The organism is Yersinia enterocolitica subsp. enterocolitica (genome assembly GCF_901472495.1).
Lineage (GTDB): Bacteria > Pseudomonadota > Gammaproteobacteria > Enterobacterales > Enterobacteriaceae > Yersinia > Yersinia enterocolitica.
This window is the reverse complement of record NZ_LR590469.1, coordinates 4,249,593-4,262,196: the sequence shown is the minus strand read 5'-3', so window position 1 is coordinate 4,262,196 and position 12,604 is coordinate 4,249,593. Positions and strand designations below refer to the sequence as shown.

Genomic DNA, 12,604 nt, shown 5'->3' with positions numbered 1-12,604 from the left:
GACATTATTCGTTTATAAAAAATAACGAATGTGAGTGCCATAACAGCCAATCTTGTGGATGCTGCGTCAAGGATGTTTCAATCAATTCAGGCAATTTATTTTTCACTTCCCGCGCACTAAGTGCAGGATAGATATGTATTTTTATTTCTTTGTCGTAATACAGATAATAAAAAACCACCTGCGCTGACAATGCTCTGGCAAGACGAACGATGCCGCTGTGTAAATTGGCTGGGCGGTTAAACAGTTGGCAGGCCATTTTTGCTGTTTCTGCTGGCTGGTTATTAACGGTGTAGTCCGGCGTAATATCCGGAAAAATCATAATATTTCGCTTATGCTCGGCTGCTTCCATGATGGCATCCATCAGGTTACCGGCGATGGCACGGCTATCAGCATGAATGGAACAATAGGAAATATTTACCCCACCCATTTGCCGCGCCTGCTCTTCATAAGCCTCAGCGCTGGCAGAAACGACTACGGTCGCCTGACCCGGATAAACATTCGCACCCACCATGCCAGCCAGCACATCTGACACCATATGCAATGGTGCCAAAATAACCGGAGAACCGGCGTCATGCAGCGCACTAACCTGGCAGTCTAATTGCTGGGTACAGGCTGCTAACTGGGCTAAAATTTGCCGGTTTTGACCATAAGTTGCCGCCAATTCCAACACCTGACGACGCTGCGCAGTACCAATAAAATTCTGTGCTGATGGGCTAGTTTGACCATTGAGCAAACAGTGGCTGTTGGCCGCCGCCACTCGCGCCAGATTCTTCTGCCGCCGCGAAGCCAAACCGAAAGCCCGGTGCAAAGCACCGAACATCAGCAAGAAACGATAATCACTACGCCGTAACAGCCAGATAGCTACCCTGGCCTGCCCGCGAGCGAATAAGCGCCCACTAAAAGCCAACTTATCGAGCTGGTTTCGCCAGGCAAAATAACCCCATACGGCTAGCAGTCTCATTATTTCTCCAGCGCCTTATCGTGCTCGAGTAATGACAAGAGGTGATCCGAGAACGCTGGGAATTCCCTGTCCTGCAACGCTATCCATTTTTTGCCAACAATAAAGGTCGGAGTTGCATCTATCTTGTAATGCGCAGTCACTGCCGTCATATAGGAAATTAACGCTTTAACTTCAGCGGACTGGCTCACTTGCTGATATTTAGCCACATCAATGTCATTGGCTTTTAGCCAGGTTTCGAGTTGGCGGTTATCACTCAAGTCGCTGTTGTCGTCGAGTACCGCTTTGTAAGCACTTTGACGATGTTGCGGCTCAATACCCATCACCGATAAGGTGGCAAAAACAGGCGCAAAACGCCCCAAGCCAGTGGTTTTATCACTGCTAATATGCAAGCGGATAAAACGAGTCCCTTCTGGCATACGGTTTTCTAATTGGCTGACATTATCTTCATTGATGGCGCAGTAATGGCAGCCATAAGAGAAGATCTCGATAATGCTGTTATCGTCTTTGATTGGGCTGTTTTCAATGTCACTGCTGCTGACAGAAAATAAACTTTCTGGTGCATCCTGATTGAGGACGAAATAGTGGAAATAGGCCGTTGTTATCAATGAAGAAATAAGGATAACCAACAGTGTGTAGCCTATAAAGAACCCCTTACTCCTAAACATATTTTTTTCAGTAGACATCGTCAGTTTTATTCACAATCAGAGTTAAGGTAAGACATAAACAAAATCAAACGATATTTATGCCCGTGGAATAATTTTATAATATTCAATTAATGCGAAAATTCTTGAATTTAAGCATCAATAACACATTTAAAAAACAAATCAGGCAAGTACAATAATACCTCCCGCACTTGCCTGGGATACGATTAAATATCGATAGAAACTAACGAATACTTAATTAACGGCAGTTAGCAATGTTGCTTGGCGCAGAAGTAGTGCTTAATACTTTACCATGCTTATCAGTACAAGTAGTGACTGCCATGCAAGTTGCAGTTGTACCACTAGTCTGCCACTGGAAAGTATCTTTACAAGTTTGACCAGTACCACCAACGATTGTATTAGCAACTGCCATGTTCATTTTTTTCATGAGAAAATCCTTAAAGAGAAAATAAAAATTTATAGCCTATTTATTTAATAGCCCATTGAAGTATGCGTTTCATTTTTAGGTTATAGCCTAATACCCAATTAATCTAACGCATCAGATTTATACTATATTAATGTGACACATTACAACCTGAAAATAGTATTTATTCAATATAATTAAATATACAAATAAATACCACGGGAAATCCCTGTCATATATAAATAACAGTAATTGTCCCATTTCATGAATATAAAAAATAACGAATTGAAAACTCTATTTTATATTCACAATAATTATGCACTCAGCGAATGAGTACATATAAATCTCAATTAATAATATGACATAATCACCACACCGCTACCGGAGAAGTTGCCCGCGTCAGGTAATGCTGGAGCATGAAGTGTTGACTCAATCGGGAAAGAGGTATTACCGATGTTTGCCGTTACCGTGACGCCATTGGCTAAGTCTTGCCCTGATACTTTTAATGTGGACGTCAGATTGCCATTTTGCCCCAGGTTAATACTTTTAGCCCCTACCAGCGTTAATTTCACAGATGTTCTGACAGTACAATTGATCGTCAGTGGTTCACTTTTTATTGCGCCATCAACACTTTGCTGATTAAGCGAACCGTAGTTGATATAAACATCACCGGTAATATCACAAGTTTCCGGGGTCGGAGGAACTGCACCACAATAGGAACCAGGGATCAGGTTGCCGCTAAAGTTTAAATCGCCAGCACCTTGCCAATATATGATGCCAAAACAAGTGTTGGATGAACTCAAAACAGGGGTCGTGGTGCTCCAACTTCCAGAAGCACCATTGCGACTAACAAACGCATCTCTCATGGTTTTCGCCGTTGCACCTTGAGTCACAATGACTCGCGTTGATGCCGCACTCGGGTTAAGACACCGTTCATCTTCAAGACTGGAGTAGTGACAGATAGCCACAGAGCAAGATGTGGATGTACAAAGTACATTGGTCAGTTCCTCACTTGGCCAGGAGAATGTTCCGGTATATTGGCCGCCTATTCGCGTTTGTGTCGAAACCCAGGCACTGGCCTGACTATAAAGCGGAAATAAAAACAGCACACAAGCGATTAGCCAGCAATATTTATGACTTAATCGCATATTAGGCTGTTCCATTCGTTTAAGTTCCATTGTCTCTATCCACATTTAACCTGTTGATAATGAATTTCAGCGTTAACATATTCGTAGTGAAATAAGATTAGAGGGGAGACCCCATTAATAATATTGCAGATTAAATGTTGCGACTGCATTGAACTCACCGCGCTTAATAGTACGTTGAGATATCGCCTCGGGTTCACCTCGAACATAAGCTTTCAAGGTAATAATGTTATTACCTGTATCAAGTGCGATATCGTCACTCGATTGATTTAGATACAACGGCTTTCCTGCCAATGTTTCAAGACCAATGGCGATTCCCATATCACTACTATCAACTGCCAATAATCCGGGTAAATTAACACTATCATTACCCGTAAAAATAATATTGGCAGTTGTACCTAAGCTGATATCACAATCTACCAAATGTATTTGGAACTGTTTGCCTAGTGTTCGCTGATTCGAATATAAATATTTATCAACGACAGTACCAAAATTTAAACTAATAGCATCATCACCCGGACGAATCGTACAAGGCTCAGCAACTAATGCACCATGAAAACGCATATTATCAGCGGCCAATACCGGTATAGCCCAAAAAACATTCAGAATAAGAATACTTAAAATAGCTTTCCCCACGCGCATCAGCAGATTTAAATTAGTCATCATTTGATCCTATTGATAATCCACTAATAATGTAGCGGTAGCCTCAAAGCTTCCTTCGCTTAATGTTGATCCAGTAGCCTTAACCGGCACAGCTTTAAGTTCCGGTGGGTTATTTTTGTCATAGGCCACTCGGGTATTAAGCGCAAAAGGAATACCATTTTTCAGTATGCGAATGCCCAGATTCTGAACATCGGTTTGTATCGCTGCGGGATCAAATGTTGTCACGGAAGCACTGACAATCGTGATACCTAATTCCAAGCTGCTACTGACTGTTTCACACGTCACGCTATAAGGCACAGTCTGGGTATAATTGATGCCATCAATCTTGTTCACACCCAAATTTTCTCCGAAAGGTACATCTATCGTACTGCCACCATTAATCACGCAGGGTGGAGGATTAATTAATGTGCCGGAGAACAGCATGTTGTCGGCATAAGCCAACGAACTACCGAGAGCTAGCACCACCGCAACGACCCCACCGGATATCAATGCGTTAATTTTCATTACTGGTACTCCACAACCAGAGTCGCTGTGCCGGAAAAATAGCCCGTACTCAACGTTGCATTGGTTTGTTTGACCGGTACCGCCTGCAAGACAGGAACATTCGGATAGGTAAAATTGGATGCAGTATTCAATGGAAATTCCTGCCCATTACGTATCAACTTGATCCCCAGATCTGAATGACTCGTTTTCAGAACACGGGTATCAAAATTGGCTCCATTGCCTATGATGCTTAATTTCAATGCATTGGAGGCAGCCGAAGTACAGTTCAACGTATAATTCACTGGCTTCATATATTGAACACCATCAATATTTGAGGTCAGGACTGTATCGCCAAAATCAACATTGATGGTGTTGTTACCGTTAATCACACAAGGTGGTGCGGCAAAAATAGTGACTGAGACATTGACCGTCGCAGTCTTATTCAATGCCCATGCCGGGCTACTTAAAAATGTTACGATGGCTGTCACCCCAATCATGGCCAGCCGGGTCACTACTCCCCTACAATTAACAGCCATCTCATCTTCCTTCTTCATCATTCAGCCAGACATCCGCCCAGTCTTATTCTTATGCGTCGTAGCGGAATACACTGTTATTTGATACTTTCCACCACAGAACACGTGCTACCCGAACAGCCGAAGATCAGTTTTGGACGACCGCCGAAATCGTTGACATAAGTCAGCACTGGCTTGCTACCTAATGCCGCAGCACTCACATCCAACATGCCCTGCGCTTTTGGTGCAATCATCAGCGGTTTGAAACCTGCTGCCGTTTTGCCAGTTTTGCTCTCACTGGCATCGACCAGCGTGATGTAATACGGCGTCGGGTTATTAACCTGATAGCGATCACCCTGACGAGTCAGCTGTAACTTCTCTTGCCAAGGTGTCGACATATCGGCCTTTTGTGGCACGATACCCGCAGGGCGGTAGAAAAGTTTGATGCGCGTTTGCAATGCAATCTGCAAAGTATTGGGCTTGTCCGACCGTGGTGGGATTTCGCGCAGGTTAAAATAGAACAAGGTTTCCCGGTCTTGCGCCAACTGATTCACCGCAGGCAAACTTTGTATTTTTAACTGGCTCATCGCGCCCGGTTCTACCCGCTGAACCGGAGGTACGACAGTCAACGGTGAATTGATTTTGTTACCCTGCTCATCTTCAATCCATCCCTGCGCCAGATAAGGTAATTCCTTATTCTGGTTGCTGATATTCAAGCTGATCGACTTATCGCCACCATTAAGAATGGCTCGGGTTCTGTCCAGTGCAATCGCTGCTGTTGCTTGCTGAGTCATCAGTGCCGTCACCAAAATGGTGGTGATACGCAATTTGTTATTCAATTTCATTACTTTTTCCTTCGAATTCATTACTTTTTCTCTCGAATTAATGTTGTCAGAACCTGGCGGTAACTCACTTTTTCGCTTATCTGAACGGGCACTGACCCGCAGGTTCAGTACTAAACCTTTCTACTGTGATATCGGAGGTTTATCCCCCGTGGCTATTGGCTGGCAAGGCAACAGTAGATTCGCCAGTATTGCTGGAGAAAGAGCCTTAGGTAAGGTGATGCTGCATTGCGCCTCACCATTCCAACGTACTGACATGGTTTCACCCGCTTTGATCCCACTGAGGTAAGTGGAACCATCGTCGTTAACAATGCCGGTCTCTTGCTGATTTTCATTTAATACGGTGGCCCCAAATGGCGGTGATGTGCCATCTGCCATACGTATCATCGCCATCGCCTTTTCGCCGGAAATCACATTAAAGCGGCGATAACCAATAGCACCTTCGGTCAGTGTGACCTGTGCTACGGTTCCTCTGGCTTCAACATCGTCAGCCAGGTTATCGATATCAATACTGGCCCGATTGCGGTAATAGCTATTCACATCACCGACTACCGCTTTACCAAACTGATTGGTGCGTATTGATGAGCCATATCCCTGAACCGGAACACCAGATACACCTTGGGTATCCAGTAATAATCGGGTACCGCCGAGGGTATTCACCCGATGTAGAGCACCACCTTCAGCCGTGATAGTTGCGCCGCCCTGAATACCTAAACCAACGGAAGAGTATTGCCCCTCCTGATAACTGGCATTGGCGTTAATATCCGCACTATTACCTATGTGGTTGTAGTTACCACTAACTAACACGCCGCTACGTGCTACCCCAGTATTGATCTGGTAGTTGTTGTGAGCATCCAGACGATCGGTATAGCCCACTCGCTGACTATGTTCACTGCCACTCACCGTCGCGCTATAACTGATGGTTGCGCTGTTACCAAATGGCATCGACATAGACAAATACACGCCATCGTCATTGCTTTCGTTATAGCGGTTACGGTAAGCAGAGAAGGTCAAACTGACATTTTTCACTTTACCGATATCAAAATAACGCGAGAGAGCCAGGTTATAGCGGTCATTTGCCGAGCGATCCCAATAGGTCTGATGGCTATAGTTCAGATACGCACTCAGCCCCAGATCCTGAAATTGTTGATTGAAGCTGATGGTGTACATCTCTTTATTGCCACCCACGTCATTGCTGCGATAACGCGCGTCGAGATATTCACTCATGCTCATAAAATTACGTTCAGAGAAGCGATAGCCAGCAAACGTCACCTGACTGCCTGTTTCCTGAAAGTTTTTCGAATAGTTGACTCGATAAGAGCCACCGCTCAAAGTGCCTTGCTCGGGTAACGTTGCCCATGATTGGGTCATATCAACCGACACCGCACCAAATTCCATTAAGTCACGGCCAATCCCCATAGATGCCGCTTGATATTCGTTTTCACCACTCATCGCGCCACCAAACAGTGACCAGCCACTGTTGATCCCCCAGGAGAATTCCCCGGTGCCAAACACTGGCCCTTCCGCCCGATGCCCGATATCCGAAGGCTTACCGGCAGCGATACGGTAACGCACCATTCCGGGGCGGGTCAGGTAAGGAATACTGGCGGTATTTACTTGAAATTGTTGAACTTGCCCGTCAAGTTCCTCTACCCGCACATCCAGCGTCCCAGAGACAAAACTGTTCAAGTTCTGAATACGAAAAGGGCCGGCAGCAACCAGCGTTTCACTCAACACACGCCCTTGCTGACTGACAACTACCCGCGCATTGGTACGGGCAACTCCTGTAATTTCAGGGGCATAACCACGTAAATTTGGCGGTAACATATTGTCATCCGTCGCCAGGCTAGCGCCGTTAAAGCGGAAACTGTCAAAGATGGAGGAATTCAAAAAATCTTCCCCCAACGTCAACTTTGCTCCCAGACTCGGGATAGCGCGATAAGCGTAATAACGGCTCCAATCCCATTGGCGCTCAGTCGATGAAGCCGATGATTGGTCGACACGCATCTGCCAGTCAGCACGGAATCTCCAGGCACCCAGATTAGCGCCAGTGGTCCCGTTGCCGCTTAACGTATTGTTATTGGTATTATTCGTTTCCTGGCGGTTCAATTGCCCTAACAAGTTGTAATCGAACAGCACACCGGGAATACCCTCCTCCCAGCGAGAAGGAGGATCCCAATCCGGTTCGCTGTATTCCAGCCAAGCTTGTGGCACACTCAAGTACAGCGATGACTTTGCCAAATCACCTTCCACGGTCAAGCCGGGTAAGCTGCTAATATCCAGACACTCTCCATCACGCGACCAGGTCAGCTTTTTGAAGCTATCCTCTTTCAATGCCAACAACTCGATTAACTGGGGTGTTAAACACGCCTCACTTTTTTTTGCATCTTTTTCTGAGGCGTAGAACACAATCGGTTGTTCACTAAGCTCCTGCTTATTCATGCTAACCAACAAGTTATAATTCCCAGGCATGATGTAGCCGCGTTGGGAGAACTGGCTTAGGTCAAAATTAGCGCGATCCTTGGTATCCAATACATCGGTATTAAACTGAATGTCATCGCTGGCCAACACACCATAAGCATTGCCACTTAATGTAACTACAATCAAAATTCGCAATAAATCACGACGGGCAAAACCGGAGGTGATGGAACGAGCGGATACCATGAGATATGTCACCTTACTCATTGAAATCAGTAATAATCCAATTTGAAACGAACGCTAGAATAATAAGTTCCAGCACGCAGCGTCTTGCCATTGCCCACTAACCGCAGGGCATAATTGAGTTTCATCTCAGCAGGGATAATATTGATCTCCGGTGATACCACCCCGGGATTCGAAACATTGCCTTTATCATCAATGATTTGCATTGCCACTCCCTCGGCATCACCATTAACCGCAAAATTATTACCATCCGCAGCACCGTCAAATGTCACCACAAAATGCTGCTGGTTCGACTTGTCTGGATCTGGGTGAACTATCGTGCAATCAAGCAAGCGGATCGCAAACGGGTGTTCATCTCCGACACCGTTCTGAACTAACTGACCGATAGGGAAAATCGCCATATCAATTGTCTGTTCCAGACTGCCGGGATCTATTGCACAAGCAGTATCAGTAATACTTCCTTCCATACTCACGCGGCCCCAATCTGTCTTCATGGGGTCTGCCATTACCGACAAACTCAGCAATGACGCCATCAGTAAGGAAGGAGGCACTATTAAAAAAAATGATCTGGACATAAATCACCTGGCTCATCCAATACGTGTCTTTTCAAGAGAAAAAGACATGCGGATTTTCCGCATGTCCAATGAGAAAAGGGTGACTTATTGGTAAGCCAGGGTGAAGTCAGCAACACTTGAGAAGCTGCCTGGTTTGATAGCGTCAGATGCAGTGCTGCCCTGCAGGTAAGCAGAGAATGCCAGGGTGTTGTTACCAGTAACCAGAGTCTGCTGCTCAGTCGCAGTACCCAGAGTAATAACAGAACCAGTACCATCAACGATTGCAATACCAGCACCTTCAGCTACACCAGTGATGCCCAGCAGGCCAGGTACTGCTGCTGATTCTGCACCGCCAAAGGTGGTGGTTACAGTTTTCAGCGTTGTGGTGTCACAGTTTTCCAATTTGATTTTGAAATCATGTGCAGATGATTTGCCGCCATTTTGCAGTGCCACGTTAGAGATCTGGCCCATTTCAACAGTCTGTGCATCTGAACCTGCTGCGATTGAGCAAGGTGCATCAATGATTGAACCATTAAAAGTCACAGTACCTTGGCCTTGATCAGCCGCGTTAGCCATAGAAGCAAAACCTAATACCAGACCAGCAGCCAAGATAGTTTTATTCAGTTTCATTACGTGATTCCTTTATACACAATTAAAATTTGCCCGCTGAATTACCTTAATAAAATCAAAGTAAATGCCGCATCGAAGTCGTTTGAAAAATATAAATTCATACAGTTTCTTATCGATTAAATACGAGAAGATAAACCGTAAACTGCCTGGAGCCATAAAGTTGAAATGGAGGAATTGAGAAACCCCTGCATCTTAAGAAATAATTTAAATAACGATATAGCCCTTTTGTTCGACGCTGATAATACAAATATAATGTCATAGTTCATAGTCATTTAATTCAAACAGTCAAAATTCAGAGTGTTTATCTCAATTAACTAATTTAAAACAATAATATCGATAACTTTGATCGATAAACATTGCACCTTCGACATTTACCACTACAAAAATCAGCAAATCGACAGATTAGATCGCTAAAAGTCGCTTTGTCAAAATTAATGATTGCTTATTCCATAAGTCAAATTATAATCGATATTAAATCCTTATAAGTCTAACGCTAAAAGCAGGAAAACCTTACCCATATTACATTAAAACCTTGTTAATCCTTTATTTAATGCAAATACACGTTATTTTTCCTCACGCAAAAACCAACATAACACACTGAATTAAATGAATATTTACACCTTCAGTAAAGTTATTGCTTGAAATATAAAGAAATATCTTTTATTTATCTATAAAGTTAAAGAAAACAATTATTAGACTAAGTATTTACTTCTAATTGTTAAAATTATTCGCACTAATTTTGACGGTGATAATAAGAATTATAAAATCCATATAAAATAAATAAGAAGATAGAATATTGCTTGTATGAATAGTCTTTTTATTTGTAGGAAATTTCCATTCAATACGTAGGAAATATAAACCCAACAATAAGAATATTAGAAATTAAAAATAAGACACTTTTAAAATTTAAATCACATGAGGAATTAATCAATGAAACCTAAGGACCAACGTAAAGAAGAAGTTATGGGGATATTGGAAGAACACTGTCATGCTCTTAAAGAACAGTTCAACGAATCCCCACCTCCTGTAATCAATTGGCCAAAAACAAGAGAACTTGCTGATAAAGCACAGCTGGATATTTACACTGCAAGGTTAGTATTAATGAAGTTGGTCGATGAAAATCGAGTAAAAATGTCAGAAACTAAAGTGATGAATTCATTACGTTGGTTTATTGCTTATCCGACTGAAAAATAAAGATAATCGCTCTTATTGAGTATTTATGACTCAAGATACCGAGTAGGCCGCTAACGATCGAGCCGGTACTGCCAGGTCTGAAAAACAGCAACCAATTGAAAATAATGAAATTACTATCTTTATCATCCATAAAACCGACACTTTCAGCGCGCAAAGTTAACCTCATTGTTTTGCTGCTCATGGCCGTTACATTTATCTCCATGCTGCATTATGAGATCAATCGAGGCGGCTCCGGACTACATCTTCCTCATAACATCATCATCTGGGCCATGATGGCGTTGCTGGTGATGACACTCTATTGGCCACAAAGTGAAGAACCCCATGTGGTGACCTCTCCGGGCAAGCTATGGCTGCTGATTGGCGCACTGATGATAACGCTTCCTGGATTGTGGCCTGCATCTTTACAACATGTCGGTGCCTGGTTGCCACGTGTACTCGGTTTGTGGGGCGGAATAATTCTGCTACTGGGGTTGTTTCGGCTGAAATTAAGCTCTACTACACGGCAGGGCTGGCTGCTACTGATACTGTTGTCTGCTTGGGGGCAGGCCACTTTGGCATTACTGCAATGGCTTGTTTTTACGGCAGATAACTGGATGGAGTTTGATCTTGCCCAACGTCCTTATGGCATATTCCAGCAAGTCAATGTTCTGGCTAGCTATTTGGCAACCGGTTATGCCATCGCAGCCTATCTGTTTATGGTTTCAAGCTACCGTGTCATAAGAATCATAAGCACCCTTACGCTACTGGTTTTCCCCGGCATGTTATTGCTATTGCAATCAAGGATTGGCTGGGTCGGAGGAGTAACAACCTTATTATTGCTTTCTCTCTATTACTGGCGACAGCGGAAAATGGCTTGGTTATGGCTATGCAGCCTGATCAGTCTCTTGGTCGCTGCTTATCTGCTGGAGCAGATGATCGGCGGCTCGCTGGTATCCAAAGAGGGGAGTAATAAAGAACGCGGGTTAATACTCGAATACACCTGGCTCATGATACGACAACAGCCGTGGCAAGGCTGGGGTTATGGTAGCTTTGAGTCTGCCTTTGCCCACACACTGATACAAAACATAGGCGTGCCCACCCCCTTTTCTTTTCCTTCACATCCCCATAATGAAGTGCTTTATGGCTGGGCCGAGGGCGGCATTGTGGCGCTGGTGGGGATGCTGGTATTAGCTATCGGATATATAAAACCGCTTTTGATTCAGCCTAAGGTTGTTTTCCCTCTCTGGGTGCTAACTTTACCGATAGCGTTGCATCTGATGACCGAACTCCCTCTTTATCAATCTGCCGCGCATTGGTTGGTGCTGATTTTATTAGGCCGATTGATGGTTCCAGAACATATGTTGATATCAATGCCTCTTCCCCCACCTCATTGGCAGCGCTGGCTGCATGCCGTTATTGTGTTATCAGCCTGTTGTACCTTGCTATTTATGATGGCGGGCTTTAAAACTGGCCGAGTACTGACACTGAGTGAAAGAAGTGGTTTGGTTAATATGCAGCCATTAGACAACCTGGTAAACCCTTATATACAGTGGGAAAGATACCAATATATTCGACATATCAACTTGTTGCTGCAATTTAACCACAATCCCGATCCGGCATTACTGAGCCAGTTCCGAATATGGGCTGAGCAATACATTCAATTGCACAATGATCCTAATGTTTATCAAAGTCTTATCATGATTACCCAGTATCAGTATGACCTGATGCAAGCCAATCACCTGCGCCAGATAGCTCATGCACTGTTCCCCGAAAATCTTGCATTCAGGTAGAACCAATCCCATCCGTAGAGAGATAGCTGTATGGCCCCTTTGTGCTGGGGCTAATCTGCCTTGTTTGCGAGTCGTCTCGAGTTTTAGCTATGTCAGTTTTCGAGCTGCTGGGCTAGTATATCGGC

General features: G+C 44.1%; 13 protein-coding genes. 2 read left to right on the top strand and 11 right to left on the bottom strand.

From position 1 onward, the window contains the following. Positions 1 to 4: 4 nt before the first annotated feature. The 11 genes from FGL26_RS20030 to FGL26_RS19980 form a co-directional block, all read right to left on the bottom strand. Positions 5 to 961, bottom strand: coding sequence for a lysophospholipid acyltransferase family protein (locus tag FGL26_RS20030; RefSeq protein WP_011815620.1), 957 nt, complete (start codon positions 959 to 961; stop codon positions 5 to 7). Then, the gene (locus FGL26_RS20025; protein WP_005167318.1) at positions 961 to 1,587 is read right to left on the bottom strand and encodes a DsbA family protein; all 627 of its coding nucleotides are present in this window, start codon (positions 1,585 to 1,587) and stop codon (positions 961 to 963) included. The genes FGL26_RS20030 and FGL26_RS20025 overlap by 1 nt, the downstream gene beginning before the upstream one ends. Before the next feature lie 274 nt (positions 1,588 to 1,861). After that, positions 1,862 to 2,050, bottom strand: a complete 189-nt coding sequence (locus tag FGL26_RS20020) for a DUF4762 family protein (protein WP_005167317.1) — start codon at positions 2,048 to 2,050, stop codon at positions 1,862 to 1,864. Between the two features lie 326 nt (positions 2,051 to 2,376). Beyond that, positions 2,377 to 3,204 (bottom strand): MrpH family fimbial adhesin, encoded by an 828-nt coding sequence (locus tag FGL26_RS20015; RefSeq protein ID WP_005167316.1) that lies wholly within the window; start codon positions 3,202 to 3,204, stop codon positions 2,377 to 2,379. Between the two features lie 84 nt (positions 3,205 to 3,288). Then, positions 3,289 to 3,834: a fimbrial protein gene (locus FGL26_RS20010; RefSeq protein WP_005167315.1), complete on the bottom strand. Its 546-nt coding sequence runs from the start codon at positions 3,832 to 3,834 to the stop codon at positions 3,289 to 3,291. Between the two features lie 9 nt (positions 3,835 to 3,843). Further along, entirely contained in the window at positions 3,844 to 4,338 is a 495-nt protein-coding gene (locus FGL26_RS20005; RefSeq protein WP_005167314.1) for a fimbrial protein, read from the bottom strand. Beyond that, a complete protein-coding gene (locus FGL26_RS20000; protein ID WP_005167313.1) occupies positions 4,338 to 4,853 on the bottom strand; it encodes a fimbrial protein in 516 nt (171 codons plus the stop codon). Before FGL26_RS20000 ends, FGL26_RS20005 begins: the two co-directional genes overlap by 1 nt. A 74-nt stretch (positions 4,854 to 4,927) precedes the next feature. Next, complete coding sequence (locus FGL26_RS19995) at positions 4,928 to 5,674, bottom strand: fimbria/pilus periplasmic chaperone (RefSeq protein ID WP_005167312.1); 747 nt, start codon at positions 5,672 to 5,674, stop codon at positions 4,928 to 4,930. Between the two features lie 120 nt (positions 5,675 to 5,794). Continuing rightward, positions 5,795 to 8,335: an outer membrane usher protein gene (locus tag FGL26_RS19990; protein WP_005167311.1), complete on the bottom strand. Its 2,541-nt coding sequence runs from the start codon at positions 8,333 to 8,335 to the stop codon at positions 5,795 to 5,797. A 26-nt stretch (positions 8,336 to 8,361) separates the two neighbouring features. After that, positions 8,362 to 8,865 carry a fimbrial protein gene (locus FGL26_RS19985; protein ID WP_042593262.1) on the bottom strand — a complete coding sequence of 168 codons (504 nt, stop codon included), beginning with the start codon at positions 8,863 to 8,865 and terminating at the stop codon, positions 8,362 to 8,364. A 126-nt stretch (positions 8,866 to 8,991) separates the two neighbouring features. Next, positions 8,992 to 9,516: a fimbrial protein gene (locus tag FGL26_RS19980; RefSeq protein ID WP_005163272.1), complete on the bottom strand. Its 525-nt coding sequence runs from the start codon at positions 9,514 to 9,516 to the stop codon at positions 8,992 to 8,994. A gap of 930 nt (positions 9,517 to 10,446) precedes the next feature. Between FGL26_RS19980 and FGL26_RS19975 the strand changes: the two genes are divergently transcribed. After that, complete coding sequence (locus FGL26_RS19975; RefSeq protein WP_005167309.1) at positions 10,447 to 10,710, top strand: FaeA/PapI family transcriptional regulator; 264 nt, start codon at positions 10,447 to 10,449, stop codon at positions 10,708 to 10,710. Between the two features lie 104 nt (positions 10,711 to 10,814). Beyond that, entirely contained in the window at positions 10,815 to 12,479 is a 1,665-nt protein-coding gene (gene waaL-xs / locus FGL26_RS19965) for an O-antigen ligase-like protein WaaL-xs (RefSeq protein ID WP_005167307.1), read from the top strand. The last annotated feature ends 125 nt before the right edge of the window (positions 12,480 to 12,604 follow it).